Annotated in this window: 13 protein-coding genes; 7 read left to right on the forward strand and 6 right to left on the reverse strand. The window is 67.4% G+C overall.

Annotated features, from left to right (window positions below; translation table 11 throughout):
* Positions 1-11: 11 nt before the first annotated feature.
* The 3 genes from ASD42_RS18395 to eccCa are packed head-to-tail and all read right to left on the reverse strand — an operon-like array spanning position 12 to position 6,033.
* A complete protein-coding gene (locus tag ASD42_RS18395) occupies positions 12-572 on the reverse strand; it encodes a hypothetical protein (protein WP_056818266.1) in 561 nt (186 codons plus the stop codon).
* Positions 569-1,999 (reverse strand): type VII secretion-associated protein, encoded by a 1,431-nt coding sequence (locus ASD42_RS18400; RefSeq protein ID WP_056818267.1) that lies wholly within the window; start codon positions 1,997-1,999, stop codon positions 569-571. Before ASD42_RS18400 ends, ASD42_RS18395 begins: the two co-directional genes overlap by 4 nt.
* Positions 1,996-6,033, reverse strand: a complete 4,038-nt coding sequence (gene eccCa / locus ASD42_RS18405) for a type VII secretion protein EccCa (protein ID WP_056818269.1) — start codon at positions 6,031-6,033, stop codon at positions 1,996-1,998. Before eccCa ends, ASD42_RS18400 begins: the two co-directional genes overlap by 4 nt.
* 188 nt (positions 6,034-6,221) lie before the next feature.
* Between eccCa and eccD the strand changes: the two genes are divergently transcribed.
* The 3 genes from eccD to ASD42_RS18420 all read left to right on the forward strand — a co-directional run bounded on the left by eccD (position 6,222) and on the right by ASD42_RS18420 (position 9,933).
* On the forward strand, positions 6,222-7,688 hold the full coding sequence (eccD, locus tag ASD42_RS18410) for a type VII secretion integral membrane protein EccD (RefSeq protein WP_056818272.1): 1,467 nt from the start codon (positions 6,222-6,224) through the stop codon (positions 7,686-7,688).
* Between the two features lie 59 nt (positions 7,689-7,747).
* The gene (gene mycP, locus ASD42_RS18415; protein ID WP_235569675.1) at positions 7,748-9,103 is read left to right on the forward strand and encodes a type VII secretion-associated serine protease mycosin; all 1,356 of its coding nucleotides are present in this window, start codon (positions 7,748-7,750) and stop codon (positions 9,101-9,103) included.
* 62 nt (positions 9,104-9,165) lie between these two features.
* On the forward strand, positions 9,166-9,933 hold the full coding sequence (locus ASD42_RS18420) for a potassium channel family protein (RefSeq protein WP_056818274.1): 768 nt from the start codon (positions 9,166-9,168) through the stop codon (positions 9,931-9,933).
* On the opposite strand, the gene eccB is transcribed toward ASD42_RS18420, so the two are convergent.
* Positions 9,930-11,408, reverse strand: coding sequence for a type VII secretion protein EccB (gene eccB / locus ASD42_RS18425; RefSeq protein ID WP_056818276.1), 1,479 nt, complete (start codon positions 11,406-11,408; stop codon positions 9,930-9,932). The two genes, ASD42_RS18420 and eccB, sit on opposite strands and share 4 nt — an antisense overlap.
* A gap of 113 nt (positions 11,409-11,521) precedes the next feature.
* On the opposite strand from eccB, the gene eccE reads away from it, so the two are divergent.
* Positions 11,522-13,165: a type VII secretion protein EccE gene (gene eccE / locus ASD42_RS18430; protein WP_056818278.1), complete on the forward strand. Its 1,644-nt coding sequence runs from the start codon at positions 11,522-11,524 to the stop codon at positions 13,163-13,165.
* A 4-nt stretch (positions 13,166-13,169) separates the two neighbouring features.
* On the opposite strand, the gene ASD42_RS18435 is transcribed toward eccE, so the two are convergent.
* On the reverse strand, positions 13,170-13,730 hold the full coding sequence (locus tag ASD42_RS18435; RefSeq protein WP_056819242.1) for an NADPH-dependent FMN reductase: 561 nt from the start codon (positions 13,728-13,730) through the stop codon (positions 13,170-13,172).
* Between the two features lie 103 nt (positions 13,731-13,833).
* Between ASD42_RS18435 and ASD42_RS18440 the strand changes: the two genes are divergently transcribed.
* On the forward strand, positions 13,834-14,814 hold the full coding sequence (locus ASD42_RS18440) for a GAF domain-containing protein (RefSeq protein WP_056818280.1): 981 nt from the start codon (positions 13,834-13,836) through the stop codon (positions 14,812-14,814).
* Here the strand turns inward: ASD42_RS18440 and ASD42_RS18445 are convergent, their stop codons facing one another.
* A complete protein-coding gene (locus tag ASD42_RS18445; protein ID WP_056818282.1) occupies positions 14,815-15,621 on the reverse strand; it encodes an S-methyl-5'-thioadenosine phosphorylase in 807 nt (268 codons plus the stop codon).
* A 133-nt stretch (positions 15,622-15,754) separates the two neighbouring features.
* Here ASD42_RS18445 and ASD42_RS18450 point away from each other — a divergent pair, with 133 nt between their 5' ends.
* On the forward strand, positions 15,755-16,090 hold the full coding sequence (locus ASD42_RS18450) for a metal-sensitive transcriptional regulator (protein ID WP_056818283.1): 336 nt from the start codon (positions 15,755-15,757) through the stop codon (positions 16,088-16,090).
* 74 nt (positions 16,091-16,164) lie between these two features.
* Positions 16,165-17,541 (forward strand): ATP-binding protein, encoded by a 1,377-nt coding sequence (locus ASD42_RS18455; RefSeq protein WP_084787193.1) that lies wholly within the window; start codon positions 16,165-16,167, stop codon positions 17,539-17,541.
* Positions 17,542-17,549 lie beyond the last annotated feature (8 nt).

Consider the following 17,549-nt stretch of genomic DNA (forward strand, 5'->3'; position numbering starts at 1 on the left):
ACGGAAGATGACTACTGAGCGCTGATACGCACACCGCTCAGAATCGTGTCCAGGTCTGCCCGATAGCGGGAAACGTTGGCGACGGGGGTCTGGGTGGCTATTTGGATGGGGTAGAACTTGTCGCCCAGCGGATAGGCGAATTCCAGGTAGTCGTGGTGGGCGATGGCGTTGGTTCCGGTGGTGAGGTGGGCGGTGTTGCCACAGATCTGTACCTCTTCGGAACGTGTTCGGTGCCAGTCGGATTCGCTTGGTCGGAGAATTCGGAGGGTGTTGATCGCGGCATCTGCGGTCTTTGCCGGGCTGAAGGTGGCGACGGTGACCGTGGCCATGCCGAAAGGTGGGTCGGCGCCTTCGATGATGTCGAAGCGGTGGAGCACGAGGCCGCCACCTTCGACCGGTCGGGTCGACCAGCCCGGGGGCTGTGGTGCGTGGATGGTGAAGCCGGCCGAGTGGGTGGTGATGGCGGAGGCGATGTCAGCCGGGCACGAGGGCGCGTTCGAAGTCGTCAGGTCTGCGGGGGTGCAGGCCAGGGTGCACGATGCCAGCAGTGCGATGAGGAGGGTGCGGATCATGGCCCGACGTGGACGGCTCCGACAACCTGCTCACAGGCGGACATCACACCGGCCCACCCGTTTTCGGCGTATTGGCAGCCCACACTGACCTGGACGCCGCGTTCGACCAGCACCTGCCAGCGGACGGTCGATCCGTCGGCGGGGCGTTCTTCGTAGGAGAGGCCGGGGCGGCCCGCGAAGACTACGTCTCGGCGGACAGGGGTGACTGTGCCCGCCGGCTTCTTGGCGATTTGGGCGGCGAGGTCGGCGGCGACCTCGTCGTAACCCGCCCCGGCAGTGACCGGTTCCTGGGTGATGGTGATGCGGTGGCGGGCGGCGTCGTCGGGGACGAGGTCGGCACGGGCATCGGTGGCGGTGGTGCGACGCCAGCCCGCAGGGACTTCTACGATGACTCGACCGACTGTTTCGGTGGAAGGCTTCGGTTTCGGCTTCGACGATGTGGGCAGCGGCGCCGAACCGATGGTTGTCGGCACGGTGGTGGTCGCGACGGCGGCGGTCGCTTCCTGATCACCGGAGCCGAACAAGAAGAAGCCGCCGACAGCCGCTGCGGCAACGACAGCGACCAGGGCAGCGGCACCGATGTAGAGGGGACGACGATCGACCGGATTGGTGGCCGCGGCGCGTTCGCGAAGAGGTTGCATCCACTCGGCCGCCGGGGGGATGTTCGGCGTGTAGGCCGGGGTCTTCTGGGTCGGGCGGGCGAGGTCCGTTCCCGTCAGAGGACTTACGGGAACACCTGCACCGCAGACACTTTCGACGACCTGGGTGACCGCATCCAGTACCGCGGGATCGGTCGTGCCGAAGACCTGTACGACGTCGGCCGGGCGGTCGGTGAGCAGGCGGCCCAGAAGCGCCGCGAGCTGGCCGAAGCCGTCCTCGCCGGCGAGTTCCGAGGCCGCGAGATTGGGTTCGACCTCGACCGCCTCGACATGGGTGCCGTAGGTGTCGTAGGTGACCGATGAAGCCGAGGTCGACAGCATGCCGAACTCGATGATCGCGGTGCGGCGGCTCCGGCTGGCGGTGACATCGACCGCCGACGCCCGCAGCGCACAGGTCTCGAAGACGACCTCATGGGTGAATTGCTGTGCCGCGGTAGCGAACAGATCGAGCTCGGGCTGTCCCCACGAGGTGGGGTGCACGACGACGATCCGCTCACACAAGGGCGTGACGCGCAGGGTGTCGATAATCGCCCCGAGCACCGCGGACAGTGCCTGCCCCACCGTCGGCATCCGAGGAGGCAGCGCGATCACGCCACCGGCCAGGTTCTGCACCACCGACACCGCCTGGGTGGGCGGAGTCAGCGGCTCACCGACGACGAGATCGGAACCATTGCTGCCCAACACCACCGACGGCGCGACATCCCAATGAGTGGTGGCGCCACGCGCCCACACTTTGGCTTCGCTGACAACGAGCTCGACGACGGTCATTCCGCTTGCGGCATCCACGCGGTCTGGACCAGGCCCTCGGAATTACGCGTGACGAAGGTGCCACGCCCGGCGGGCTTGGGGCCGGGACGGGTAGTACCGACCATGACGCCTTCGTCTTTGCTGCAGCTCATCACCAGCGCGGCCGAACCGAGGTCCTTCATCCGGGCCAGCGTCGCCTCGTACATGGCGCGGCTGGCGCCGCCGGAGCGGCGAGCGATGATCAGGTGGAAACCGAGGTCTCGGGCGTGTGGCAGATGCTCCACGAGCGCCGAGACGGGGTTGCCCGACGAGGTGGCGACCAGGTCGTAGTCGTCGACGAGCACATACAGCTCGGGACCGGACCACCACGAACGCTCACGCAACTGCTGCGGCGTCACCTCGGGACCGGGGGTCCGCTTGGCGACATACGCCGCGAGGTCGGCCATGTTCTGGGTGAATTGCGGTGCGGTGGAACCGTATCCAGCCTGGTAGCCCTCGGGGATGATGCCCAGCATCGAGCGGCGGTAGTCGCCGACGATGAACCGCGCCTCGTTCGGGGTGTTCGACGCGGCGATGCCCTCGATGATCGAGCGCAACAGCGTGGTCTTACCCGACTCGGAGTCGCCGATGATGATGAAGTGCGGGCTCTCCGCGAAATCGATGTAAACCGGAGCGAGCTCGGCCTCGTTGATACCGATCGGGATACGCAGGCACTTGGTCGCCGGATCGACCCGCGAGGGCCAGTTGCCCGCCAGGTACAGCAGCTGTTCGCGGGGCAGACTGTCGGGCAGCATCCGGACCTGCGGTGCGGGACGTCCCGGCGTCATCCGAGCGATCGTCTCGACGGCACTGGACACAGCCTGACCCAGATTCGACGGATCGGCGGAACCGTCGATCCGCGGCAATGCCGTGAGCATGTGCAGGCACTCCGCGGTCATACCGCGACCTGGCCGACCCTGCGGAACCAGCGACGCGAACTTACGGCCGAGGTCGGAATCCATCGGGTCACCGAGGCGGAGTTCGATACGGGTACCGATCTGGTCCTTGAGCGCGGGACGGGCTTCCGCCCAGCGCGCGAGTGCGATCACCACGTGCACGCCGTACGAAAGACCCTGCACCGCAAGGTTCATGATGACCTGCTCGAGGGCGTCGAAATCCTGGCGGATCGAGCCGTAGCCGTCGATCACCAGGAAAACGTCACCAAACGGATCCTCGTGTGCGCCCGCGGCCGCGGGGCTCGACGCTGGATCCATCGAACGCAGTCGCCGGAACTCGACCATCGACTCGATGCCGAGCTGACGGAACTTCGCCTCACGGGTGCGCACGATCGTGGTCATCTCGGCGACGGTGCGCCGAACCTGGTCCTCGTCGAGACGGCTGGCCACCGAACCGACGTGCGGCAGGCCGAGCAGGCTGGTCATCGTGCCGCCACCGAAGTCGAGGCAGTAGAACTGCACCTGTTCGGCGGTGTGCGTCAAGGCCATCGCCATGATCATCGAGCGCAGAGCGGTCGACTTGCCCGACTGGGGACCACCCACGATCGCGACGTTGCCTCGTGAGCCCGACAGGTCGACGACGAACGGGTCGCGACGCTGGTCGTAGGGGCGGTCGACGATGCCCATGGGGGCACGCAAGGTGGCGATCGCGGCGTACTCGCCGGTGAGGATCGAGCGCGGCACGAGCTGGTCCATGGTCGGCGCCTCATCGAGGGGCGGCAGCCAGATCTCGTGGGCGGGCCTGCCGTGGCCCGCGATCCGCGAAACGAGCATGTTCAGGTTCGACATCTGCTCGTTCTCGTCGCCGAGAGGCTCCGGCTCGAACTCGGCTTCCACCGGCAGCGGCACCCGGTCCGCGGCACGGAAGCCGACGTGGGTCGCGGCGAAAGGCCGTGCGTTGACATCGATTTCGCCGCCGACGATGCCGGCGCTGGTGACCTCGCGCGCCGATCCACCACCCACATAAGCGCCCGAGACATACGAGGCCTGGAAGCGCTGGATCTCGCCCGAGTCGGACTTCAGGTAACCGCCGCCGGGGGTGCTCGGCAGGTTGTAGGCGTCGGGGACGCCGAGGACCTGGCGGGACTCGTTGGCGGAGAAGGTCTTCAGGCCGATGCGGTAGGACAGGTGCGATTCCAGGCCCTTGAGCTTGCCTTCCTCCAGACGCTGCGAGGCGAGCAGGAGGTGGACCTGTAGTGAGCGGCCCAGTCGACCGATCATCACGAACAGTTCCGCGAAGTCGGGGTGCTGGGTGAGCAGTTCGGAGAACTCGTCGAGCACGACGAACAGCGCTGGCAGCGGGTCCAGGTCGGCGCCCGCGGCGCGGGCCTTCTCGTATTCGGAGACGTTGGCGAAATTGCCCGCCTGCCGCAGGACTTCCTGGCGACGGTTCATCTCGCCGGCCAGCGCGTCTTTCATACGGTCGACGAGGTCGGCTTCGTCTTCGAGGTTGGTGATGACCGCGGCGACGTGCGGAACGCCGTCGAGGCCGAGGAACGTCGCGCCACCCTTGAAGTCGACGAGGACCAGGTTGAGCTGGTCGGGCGAGTGGGTGGCGAGCAGGCTGAGCACCAGGGTGCGCAGGAATTCCGACTTACCCGAACCGGTCGCGCCGATGCACAGGCCGTGCGGACCCATGCCGTTCTCGGCGGCTTCCTTGATGTCGAGTTCCACCGGGGCGCCGTCGGCGCCGATGCCGAACGGCACGCGCAGACGTTCGCGGCCGTAGCGGGGACGCCACGCGCTGGCCGGGTTGAAGTTGCCGATATCGCCCAGGCTCATCAGCTGCGACCAGGTGGAGATCGTCTCGGTCTCGTCGGTCTCGACGTCGCTGCTGCGCTGGGTGGCCGCGCGGTAGGGCGCGAGCCTGCGGGCGAGCTGCTGGGCCTGCTCGGCGCTGACGCGGTCGATGGTGGCGAAGCGTTCCTGGTTGCCGGTGGCGCCGCGACCGAGGCACTCGCCGTCTTCGACGACCATCTTGATGCCACGCGAAACGGCAAGGCGCGGTGCGTAATTGCACAGGTCGATGATGGTGACACCCTCGTACCCGGACTCGCGGAGCTGGTCGTCCTCGGCCTCGAGTAGACCGCCGTCGACGACGATCACCACGTGCACCATGTTCGGGTTGTTCGGCTGGTTACGCGAGTAGCGCACCCGGTTGCCGAGCAGCGGATGCAGGCCGCTCATGGCCTCGCGGATGGAGCCGTAGAACATGCGCTGGGTGCCGATGCCGTCCTGCACCTCGGGGTGCTGGGTGTGTGGCAGCCACTTGGTCCACTCCCACTCGCGGGCGGTGTCCGGGCCACAGACCACGGCGACGAGCACCTGGTCGGGCGCCTGGAACATGCACAGCTGCAACAACATCGCGCGCGTCATGTCGCGTGCCTGGGCACGGTCGCCGTCGAGGGCGACGGTGCCGAAGCCCTTCACCGCGATGGCGGTGGGCAGGTCGGGAACCGTGGAATGCGCGCGTACGAAGCGGCGCAGCGACACCGCCGCGATGGGCTCGAGTTCTTCGACGGGGCCGGTTTCCGGGGCCACCAGCCTGGTCGCCAGCCGCTGGCCGCCGAGGCCGATACGCGCGTGGCAGAAGTCCTTGTCGCCGGAGCGGCGCTCCCACATCCGGCTGGTGCCCGCGAGCATCCAGATCAAGCCGGGTTCGGGGTGGCTCCATTCGACGGCTGCGCGTTGCTGTTTGGCGGTCTCGTCGACATCTTTACGAACTTGATCGAGGTAGCGCAGGTAGTCCTTGCGATCCTCGTTGGCCTCCGCGGCTTTCGCGCCCTTGCCGCCACCCTGTCCGAACATGGTGACCATCGACATGATCATCATCATCGGGAACATCATCGACATCGGGTTGGACAGCATGCCGCTGCCCTGGGTGAACATCAGCGCCATCATGCCGACCATGCCGACCACCATCACGACGGGCATCAGCTTCATCAGCAGGCTGCCCGGGGTGATCCGCGGGATCTCCGGCGGCGGCTGCAACGTGACCTCGCCACCCGGTGTACGCGGCATCTCGCGCCGGGCACGGCGCTGGAACCTGACGGTGCTCATGGTCGAAGACTCCCCCTGCTTGACTACTCGCTCATCTGTCGTCGCGAACGGGCTCAGTGTAGAGGTCGCGGCCGACATGTCGTATGGTTCGTCAGGCATTCTGCTGTCCGAACGGTGGGTTCCGCAAACTGTCGACCGTTAAGAGCGGTCGAGCGGAAACACGAGGTAGAGACGGAACTGGGGGAGTTTTGACGCACGCGCGACTCGATCATGTGGAAGAGGACTCCGCACGCGGCATAGTGCGCGCGCCGGACCTTGCCCGAGTAACCATCCTGGCCAAGCACACGCAGGTAGACATGGCTATTCCGGTCGATGTACCGGTCGCTCTCGTCATTCCCAGCGTGGTCGACATGGTCGCGCAGCACAGCCGCTCGAATGATTTCGACAATGACGGCGAACGCTACGAACCCGCCGAATGGGTGCTCGCGCGTATCGGCCACCCACCGTTCTCGAATTCGCTGAGCCTCGGCGAACAAGGCGTGCGCGACGGCGAATTGCTCATGCTGGAGAGCGCTTCGCACGCGGCGCCGACGCCCCTGTTCGACGACATCATGTACAACGTCGCGGTCGCCGACGCCGAGCACTACCGCAGCTGGACGCCGAAGACGGCCCGCGTCACCGGTTCGGTCCTCGCCGCGATCACCATGCTGGTCGGCTGCTTCGGTCTGCTTGCCGCACCGGATGCGTTGCCGTTCTGGGTTTCCGGGTCGCTGGCGCTGTTCGTCGCGATCCTCTGCGTGGTAGCGGGCACGGTGCTGAGCCGCATGTACCGCGACACCTCGGCCGCGCTCGTACTCGGCGGCTGTGCGCTGCCGACCGCGTTCACCGCCGGCATGCTGCTGGTCCCCGACCATTACGGCGCGGCGCATCTGCTGCTCGGATTCGCGATGCTCGGCTCCATCGCGGTGCTCGCCTGGCGGGTCACCGGCATCGGGCTGGCGCTGTTCATCGGAACGGCGACCGTCTCGGTGTTCGGCGTGCCCGCCGCCCTGGTGGGGTTGCTCACCGATCAGCCGGTCAAGGCGATCGGCGCGGTCGTCGCCGCGCTCGGATTGGCGGGACTCTCACTCTCGCCGCGTGTTTCGATGCTGCTGGCCAAGCTGCCGTTGCCGCCGGTCCCCTCTCCCGGCACCCCGATCGACCCGACCGAGGACGACCCGGACGACCACCGCGCCCTGCCGACTCTCGACGCTCTGCGCGCGCGGTCGGAGCGGGCCCGTAACTACCTTGCCGGCCTGGTCAGCGCGACCACCCTGGTCACCGTCGTCGGCGCGCTGCTGGCTATCAACGCCGGCGCCGAAGATCCCTACTGGCCCGGTATCTCGCTGGCGCTGGTGTGCGCGGTGGTGCTGATGTTCCGCAGCCGCACCTACGCGGGCGCCGAGCAGGCCATCGTGTTGATCGCGGGCGGCTCGGCGATCGTGCTGATGATGCTGATCGGCGTCGCGCTCGAAATGCGCCAGCCCCTGGTCGTTTTCGGCACCGCGCTGGTGATTCTGATCTCAGCGCTGGTGATGGGTTTGATCGTGCCGAACCAGTCCGCGACACCGCCGATGCGCCGGGCCGTCGAACTGCTCGAGTACGCGTTCGTCGCCGCGGTGCTGCCGCTGGTGTTCTGGGTCGCCGATCTCTACTCGCTGGTTCGCGGGCTGTGAGGCTCGGCTTTCGACTGACGGCCGTTGCACTTGTCGTCGGGCTGAATGCCGGATTCGGTGTGAGCGGAACGGCTTTCGCTGATCGGCCGCCCGCGATCGATCCCGGGATGTTGCCCGCGGGTGATCCCGCCGCGCCGCCGGACAAGACCGAGCGCGGCAGCGGCACCAACGGACTGTGCTTCCGCACCCAGGCGAGCACCTCGCTGGCGGTGATCCCTCCCAGCCAGCGCTCTCTCGATCTGGAACGGGCGTGGGAATTCTCGCGTGGCGCAGGACAACTCGTCGCGGTGATCGACACCGGCGTAGAGCCGCACCCCCGCCTGCCCGATTTGTGGGCAGGCGGCGACTACGTGGCCGCCGGCGGCAACGGCACCGAGGACTGCGACGTGCACGGCACCGTCGTCGCCGGCATCATCGGCGCGACCAAGATCGACAACCAGGGCTTCTCCGGTGTCGCGCCCGAGGCCCGCATCCTCAGCATTCGCCAGACCAGCTCGCTCTACCAGTCCGAGGGCGCCGGGCGGAACAAGGGACCCGACGACTTCCCCGAGGGATACGGCAAGGTCTCCTCGCTCGCGAGCGCGATCCGGCGGGCAGCCGACTTCGGCGCCCGCGTGATCAATATTTCTCTCGTGGCCTGCAACAGCGGTTCCCCGGCCAACGAAGCGGCATTCGGCGCGCTCGGCGCGGCCGTGCGGTACGCGGCGCTGGAGAAGGACGTGGTGATCGTCAGCTCGGCGGGTAACTCCGACAACGCTTGCAAGTCAGGCAATCCCGGGCCCGACCCGCTCAAGCCCGCGCAGGATCTATGGAGCACGATCCGCACCTACGTCAATCCCGCCTGGTACGACGAGTACGTGCTCTCGGTCGGCTCTATCGGCGCCAACGGCGCACCGTCATCGTTCACCGTGCCCGGTCCGTGGGTCGGCATTGCCGCACCGGGAGAAGGCATTACGTCTCTCGATGCCAGGTCCTCGGGCATCTCCGACGGCAAGTACGACAACCAGGGCAAGTACATGGCTTACAGCGGAACGAGTTTCGCCTCGCCCTATGTCGCCGGTGTCGCCGCGCTGGTGCGCGACAGGTTCCCCGATCTCACCGCCAAACAGGTCATCGAGCGGTTGCAGGCCACGGCCCACGCACCGGCTGAGGGCTGGAATCCGTACATCGGTTACGGCGCAGTCGATCCCGTCGCGGCGTTGACCAACGAGGTGCCGAGAGAACTTCCGCCGAAGCAGGCGAGCCCGGCGCGCAGTCTGCAGCTGCCGGTGCCGGCACCGCCGCCGCCCGCGGACAACACCGCGCGCAATGTGGCCCTGATCGGTTCCGGCGCCATCGGCCTCATCCTGGTCCTCGGTGTGCTGGCGTCGTTCCCGATCCGCCGTAAGTTCGGGATGTCGGTCGACGATCTCTGACCTGCCCGACCAGAGAGCAGGGTACGGTCGGCGGGCCAGAGCCCGTCGACCCAGGTAGCCGCATGAATCCGTCAACGACCGAACGTCCACTCACCCGCCGACAGCAGTGGGAGCGCGCGACCAATCTGCCGTTGATGGTGCTCGCGGTGGTATTCGTCATCATGTATGCGTGGCGGGTGCTCGACACCGAGGTGTCACCCCGGCTCGATACCAGCCTCGTGCTGGCGGATATCGCGATCTGGGCGGTGTTCTTCATCGATTTCGTGGTCAGGTTGCGGCTGTCGGGCGACCGGCTGCGCTTCGTGCGCAAGCATCCACTCGACCTGCTGGTCGTGCTCGTGCCGCCGTTTCGTCCGCTGCGCCTGCTGCGGGCTTCGCTGCTGCTGCTCGACGCCCTCAACCGCGCGACGCACCCGCGCACCCGCCTGGTGACCTTCGTCGCCACCAGTTCCGTACTCATCCTGCTGCTGACGAGCCTGGCCTTCTTCGACGCCGAATACGGCGCCCCCGACAGCAAGATCGAGTCTTTCGGCGACGCGCTGTGGTGGTCGGCGGTCACGGTGACGACGGTCGGCTTCGGCGACGTCTATCCGGTGACCACCGAAGGCCGTTTCGTCTCCCTGATCCTGATGACGTTGGGCATCGGCCTGATCTCCTTCGCCATCGGCACCATGACCAGCTGGGTCGTCGAACAACTCAAGACCGTCGACGACGCCGCCGACCGCGCGGAGAGCATGCTCAGCGAACTGGTCGTCGAGGTCAAAGCCTTACGGATCGAGGTCGCCGAACTCCGTTCCGATTCCGGAAGGCCGACGACTCCGCCCGACTAATTCACCGCGGCGACAGGCTTTTTGGCGGGCGAGGGATCCGGCGCGACACCGTCGTGCGCGACCATCGCCTCTTCCCGGCCCATGGTCGGCCCACCCGCGAGCAGTCCGACGATCGGCCACGGCGCCGGTTCGGCGGTGACCTGCTCGAGGCCGAGCGCCTTGACCGCGTCGGCGTTCTTGATGCCGAAACGGACGCCGGTGTCGGCGATGTAGAACAGGCTGTCCTTGCGGCGGCTGTTCGGTTCGATGCCGGTGGACTGCACATAGGCGCCAGAGGCGGGCGGGATGAAGACCGTGTCCGCGTTGGGGCCCGCGCCGTCGGCCTGCGCGAGATCGACCATCTTCGCCTTGTCCGGGATCGGCAGATCGATGCCGGTGAGCAAGGTCAGTTCGGCGCGAGCGGTCGCGTCGGTGTTGTCGGTGGCGCCCGCGATCGGCTTCCACGACATGCAGCTGATGGGCTGGTCCTTGGCGGCGATCAGCGTCGGCCGGTCACTCGGGTAGTCCTGCACCTTCAACGACCGCACGATGGTCGCGTAGGTCCGGTCGGTCGACTGAATGGTCGTGCCGTTCATCATTGTCGGATAGAAGTTGCGGATGATCTGGGCGGTCAGCGCCGAGATCTCCTGCAGTCCGTCCTGGAGCACCACGTAGTTCTGGTTGGGCTCGTTGAAGACCTGGACAACGTCAGCGATCTTGTGGCCGCTCACGTTGTAAGCCGGTGTGCCACCCGGGTTGGCGATCGTCGGGGTGATCAGCGGCAGCACTTCGGGAATCGCGTTGAGCAGGCCCTCGCTGATGGGACGCGGAGTCACGCCGGTGATGCCGAGCGCGTGGGTGACAGCCGGATCGTCCATCTTCACGCGGGCACGCTTGCCGTCGTAGACCAGGTAGGTAGCGTCCTTGCCCTTCACGAGCATGGCCTTGCCCCCGTCCACCTTCGACGCCTTCGCGCCCAGACTCGGGTCACCGGCCAGCACCGACGTGGTCAGATCCGCTGTGCCGTCGGACTTGAGCTGATCGCACACCGTCCATGTGCGACCCTTGCCGCCCTTGTCGTAGAGGATCGACGACGGGGCGCCCGGAATGCCGATCAGCTGACCGCGCGGCTTCTTGCCGAGCTCGGATTCCTTGACGATCGCCGCTTTGGACGCCTCACCGGCCGCCAAGCGAGCCGAGGCCAGGTTCAGCGCGGGATGCACGACATTGTCGACCACCACGTAGACGCCGCCGGATTCCTTGGCGATCAGGATCTTGCTGTCGCCGATCTTGTCCTGCGGGCGCAGCAGTGCGAGCACACCACAACCTGCGAGAACCACGATGCCGAGCACCAGTCCGACCACGTAGGCACGGGTCTGCGCGCGCATCGGGTCGTGCAGCATTCGCACATCCCGGCGCACCAGGGCGTGCTCCATCCTCCGCACCAGGAAGCGGTATCCGCTGACCTGCCAGCGCGTTGTGGGTTTTGAAGGCATGGTTCCTCCCCCGAACAGTGCTCTCGTCCGGGCAACACAGTACAGTTCCCGGCAGCAGTTGTTCGCATTCGGCCATCGGTCGATCGACAATCGGGTACCTGGGGGAGAAACGAATGGCTGAGTTCACCGGGGCGGGACCGCGCCCGCTGTTCGGTCGGATTTCGCTGCCGCACCTACTCATTGCGCAGGTCCTCGGCCTGACCGCGGGGGTTGTCGCGCTGATCTGCGGGCTCGATCCGCTGGCGGCACTCGGCATCGCCATCGTGGTGGCACTGGTGCCGCTGATCCCGATCGGCAAACGCACCGTCCTCGACTGGATCTCGACCATCCGCCGGTATTCCGGCAAGCGCGAGTACACGCTCGGCGACACCGTCGACTTCCGTGACACCGACGGCCGCTCGCTCGGGCTGTACTGGGACGGCAGTCGCGTGGTCACCGTCGTCGAGGTGCTGCCGCCGCGCGGCGGGCTCACCAGGATCGCCCGCACTGCCGTGCACGCCTCACACCTGTTGCCGCTGCCCGAATTGGCCGCGTGCCTCAACCAGCACGACATCCTGCTCAGCGGGATCGACATCATCAGCCACGGCCACCGCAGCCGGTCGGGTACGCCCGCGGGCGCGATCTACGAATCGCTGCTCGGCCCGCTGCCCGCGACCGCGCACCGCACGGTGTGGCTCGCCATCAGTTTCGACGCGGTGGCCTGCCCCGATGCGACGGCTCGTCGCGGTGGCGGCACCGATGGCGCTTCCCGCTCGGTCACCATCGCCACCCAGCGGATCATGCGCACGCTCGAAGACGCCGATTGCAACGCGCGCATCCTCACCGCGCCGGAGATCCGCAAGGCCGTGCAGCAGATCACCGCAGGTCTTGACCCGCGCACGCTGAGTCAGCGGTGGAAGTACGCCGAGATCGGCAACGCGGTGAATATCGGCAGTGCGGTGGATCCCAAGCAGTTGGGTTCGGATCTGCTCGCGCAGCTGTGGGTCGCCCCGTCGCGGGGCACCACCGTCGCCGTACGGCTGCGTCCCGGTAGCAATGCCGAATCCGTCAGCGTCGGCGCCGCATGGCGATTGACCGCGCGCGAACTTCCGGAGAAGACCAAGTCCAAGGGCATGGTGTCGATGAGCGGCCGTCATCGCGACGCGCTGCTGGCCCACCTGCCGATCGCGGTTCCCGGTGTGGACGACACGATCCCGACCATCGAGTACCCGATCGACATCATCGGCGCGCTGCATCTTCCGTCGTCGGGCTGCGGGCAACTGCTCGGTTCCGATGACGAGGGCAACGGCGTCGCCACCAGGATCGTCGGCGTCGGCATCTCCACCGTGTACGTGGCGGGCGAGTTGTATCTGGCCCAGCAGTTGGTGTTCCGCGCGTTGGCCGTCGGCGAGCGGGTGCTGGTGCGCACCGATCGCGCGCAGGCCTGGGAGCAACTGGTGACCACCGTCGGTAATCCGGAGCGGCTGACCATCGCCGTCGAAACACACCAGTCCGACGCGGGTTTCACCGCGACGGTCGTCGACGGTGGGCTCGCGCCCGCCCCGCACGCCGGTGTCACCACGATCTACCTCACCGGCGATCCGAACGGCTGGCCCGCGTCGCGCCCCGACCTGGAGATCTTCCAGCCGGGCGCGATCGGCAATCGCGTGGTTCTTCGCACGGGAACGACCAGGGTGAACCTCACACTGGTGTCGATCCCCCGCGAGTCGACCTACATCGGCCAGCCACGCGGTCAGCGCGCGATGGCCAGCGCCTGACCGGTCAGCCCGGATAGGGTTCGACAGTCCGGGCCGCCCGCAACGTGGTTCCCCACCAGTTCAATTGGTTCAGCATGCGGTCGCACGCGTCGATCGCGGCATCGTCGTCGGTCATGCCGGTCTTGTCGAAGCGGCGCTTGGCCTGGGCGAAGCTCACCGATTCGCGCACCGAGACCATGTGCAGTTCCGCGACCACCTGACGCAACTGCTCGACCGCGCGCAACCCGCCCGACAGGCCGCCGTAGGACACGAACCCGATCGGCTTGGCCCGCCACTCGTGCTTGGCGCTGTCGAGCGCGGTTTTCAGCGAGGCCGGATAGCCGTGGTTGTACTCGGAGGTGACGGCGACGAACGCGTCCGCCGCGGCCAACCTGGCCCGAAACGCCTCGACCTCCGGCGTTTCGGTGAGGTCGACGGGTAGTGCCAGATCACGCAGATCGAGCACCCCCACCTCGAATTCCGGCCGCTCGCCCAGCGCGGTGACCAGCCAGCCGGCCACCACGGGAGCGAATCGCTCGGGGCGGGTACTGGCGACGATGATCTCCAACCGCAGCGGTGCGTTCATGGCGCCGAGCTTATCGACACGCAATGCCCCGGTCCCGAAGCCGCTGGTCGACTCGTGCACGATAGAGCTGTCGGTTTCGTTCATGGGGCGCAGGGGGTCGCACGTGATTATCGGACGTTGGCAGTTGGTGGAGACGCTGGGGACACCACAGACCTGGTCGATGCTGACCGCGGGAACCACGCCGCGCGACTGGGCGTCGTATCACCGGGCGATTCCCGCTCGGCTGCAGCCGTTGATCGCGGCCGCGCACGAGACGGGTGCGCCGGTGGAGGAGGTCCTGCCGAAGTCGCGCAATCCGTGGTCGGAGTTGCGGTTTCGCGCTGTGCCGGTGCGGTCGCCCGATGCGGAAACGCACGCGGTGAAGGTGTGGGTCGGGCCCGACGTCCCGGCGGAGGAACTGCGTGTCGCTCCGTTCCAGGTCGACGCACAAGCGCGCGTCGTGCGCACCCATCCCGGTCTCGGACCCCACTTCGGTTCGACGCCGGTCGAATACAGCGGCGCCGAGCCGTTCGAGCGGATCGAGCGATTCGATCGCGCCCTGGAATTCGTTGCCGCGCTGCACCGTTCGGAACCTCGGAGCCGATGGTCGGGAGTCGCCACCGTGCATTCGAAGATCGGGCCGCGTTCGCTGTTGGTAGCCGCACGCAACGGCGGCGACGAACAGCGGCGGTTCGCGTGGCGTGGGGTCACCGTCGATGTCACCGACAGCATTGCCCCGCAACGCAAGTCGTTCGAGGCCTCGACGCTCGAGTTGCTGCGTGAATCCCGGCCCGGCCTGTACCTGGTCATCCTCGACACCGCGCAGGTTCGGGCGGTGCGGTGGGTCACCGAGCCGGTGCCGGGGCTGACATGGCGCGGGGTCGACGAGCGGACCGTCCCGCATCCCGACGACCGCCCGAGAATCGCCGCGCTGCGCGCCGAGGTGCTGGGCGGTGCCACGCGCGCCGGACTGAGCGGATTGCGGCTGGCCGCCGAGGCGGGTGGCTGGTTCACCGTCGACGTCGAGGTGTCACCGCTGCCGAGCGGCGGCGCGGCGCCTGCCTTCATCCTCGCTCAGTTGCAGGTCACCGCGCCGCCGGGATGATCAGGGCAGCTCGAAGGGCAGCGAAACCCCGACGTGCACGCGGCAGCGCTCACAGGCGTCGGTGCTGTCGACCGCGGTGACCGCGCGACGCAGGAGCTCCTTGAACGGTCCGAGATTCTTCTTGAACTCGGCGAACACGTCGACCGCGTGCACTCCGTGGCCCTCCTCAAGACCGGCGTCCAAGTCGGTGACGAGAGCGACTGCGGCGTAGCACATCTCGAGTTCGCGGGCGAGGACGGCTTCGGGGTGTCCGGTCATGTTGACCAGATCCCACCCCTGCCCGGCGAACCAGCGGCTCTCGGCGCGGGTGGAGAAGCGCGGGCCCTGGACGACGACCATCGTGCCGCGATCCTCGACCCGAAGCTCACCCGCCGACTTCACCGTGGCGGCGCGCAGGTCGTCGCAGTAGGGATCGGCGAAGGAGACATGCACACCGCCGCCGTCGAAGTAGGTCTGCGGACGACCCGAGGTCCGGTCGACGAGCTGATCCGGCACCGCCACGGTGCCGGGACCCCAATCGGCGCGCAGACTGCCGACCGCGCACGGCGCGAACACCCGGCGCACCCCGAGCGAACGCAGCGCCCACATATTCGCCTGATAGGGCAGAGTGTGCGGCGCGAACTCGTGCTGCTTGCCGTGGCGCGGCAGGAAGGCGACGGCACGGCCTTCGACCTCCCCGATCGCGACCGGCGCACTCGGCGCGCCATACGGTGTGTCGACCTCGACGTGCGTCGCGTCGTTGTCGAAGAAGTCATAGAAACCGCTGCCGCCGATAACGGCGAGTGCGGGCCGGGGAAGCGAACTCATGGCGTCGATTCTTCCGTCCGGGCCGACCGCGCGCAGCACCGGGGACTGTCATCTGACAATCGCACCGCGAAACTGTACCCTAGGGGGGTATTAGTTCGCCACGCGAGCTACCAGGCAGGCGAGGAGACCTTCGGTGACATCACCCACCCCCGACACCGCGACCGGCGACGAACACGCGGGCCACGCAGGCCACGGCTACATCACCGCCAAGGACGACTACCTCAAGCGACTGCGCCGCATCGAGGGCCAATCGCGCGGACTGCAGCGGATGGTCGAAGAGGAAAAGTACTGCATCGACATCCTCACCCAGGTCTCCGCCATGACCAAGGCGCTGCAGGCGGTTGCGATGGGGCTGCTGGAGGACCACATCTCGCACTGCGTCGTCGATGCGGCGGTTGCCGGTGGGCCCGAGGCCGAAGCCAAGATCAAAGAGGCCACCGACGCGATCGCCCGGCTGGTCAGGTCCTGATCGACCCCGTTGACGTGTTCTACTGAGTGTTGCCAGCAGGATGCTCGTCGATTCGCCACCGGGAGGACACGTCCATGTCTGTCGATTCCGCCGTCGTGTCCGCGCGATCGGAAGACGGCCGCTCGTTCATCGTCGACAACGCCGCGGCCAGCCCCTTTCCCGCCGGATCCCTGATCGTGGTCAGTTGCGGGGGGCGTAGGCAGCTCGCGCTGGTCGAGGAACGGACGGCGACAGCGCCCATCGGGCTGCGCGGCCGATTGATCGGCGAGCTCACCGACGACGGTGTCGACACCAGGGCAAGTCATGCCTTCGACGGCGGTGCGGTCAGCGCGGCCGATCGCGACACCGTCGCCGCGCTCCACCACACCACCGGCGCCGAACTGGGGGTGGGGGTGAGCCTGTCGGCGCCCGGCGGTCCGGCCCGTCTGCTCCCGACCCGCTTCAACCGACACACCTTCTGGTGCGGCCAGAGCGGCTCGGGCAAGACCTACGCGCTCGGCGTCGTCCTCGAACAGCTGATCGCCCATACCGCGCTACCGATCGTCGTCTTCGATCCGAACTCCGATTTCGTGCGGATCGGCGAGGTGGTTCCCGGCGCCACCGGCCCGACCGCCGACGCTTTGCGCGAACGCGATATCCGCGTGCTCCGACCGAAGGGCGACCCGCCCGGTCGCCTGCGTGCGAGGTTCATCGACATGACGCTGACCTCGAAAGCGGCTGTGCTGCAGCTGGATCCGGTGGCGGATCGGGAAGAGTTCAACGAGCTGATCCATCTGTCGGCAATGCTGGTCGGCGAGCTCCACGAGGTTCTGGTCCGCCTGCGCGCCGTCGACACCCCGGCTCGCCGCCGCCTCGCGATGCGCGTGGAGAATCTGGGGTTGCTCGACTGGGAGGTGTGGGCCGGAACCGATCGGGCGGTCACCGACATCGTCGCCGAACGTCCTGATGTGGCGGTCCTCGATCTCGGCGGATTCTCCACGCCCGCACAGCAACTCGTCGTAGCCCTGTCGGTGCTGGACGATCTGTGGGCACGGCGCGAGGAACGGCGTCCGGTCCTGCTGGTGATCGACGAGGCGCACAACCTCGCCTCACCCGGGCTCGATTCGCCGGTAGCCGTCGCGGTGCGCGAACGATTGATCCAGATCGCCGCCGAGGGCCGTAAATTCGGTCTGTGGCTCCTGCTCTCGACGCAACGCCCGTCGAAGGTGCACCCCGGCATCATCTCCCAGTGCGACAACCTCGCCCTGATGAAGATGACGTCACCGGCCGACCTCGCCGAGCTCGGCACCTACTTCGGCTACGCGCCGAGCGATTTGCTGGCCCAGGCGCCCTGGTTCCGACAGGGTGAGGCGTTGCTGGCGGGCGGATTCGTCCCGACGCCCACCCTGGCCAAGGTGAACAAGCGGCTGACCCGTGAGGCGGGCGCCGATGTGTCGGTGCCATTGCGTTGAGCACCGGC

Origin of the sequence: Nocardia sp. Root136 (assembly GCF_001427185.1) — a bacterium.
Taxonomy (GTDB): domain Bacteria; phylum Actinomycetota; class Actinomycetes; order Mycobacteriales; family Mycobacteriaceae; genus Nocardia; species Nocardia salmonicida.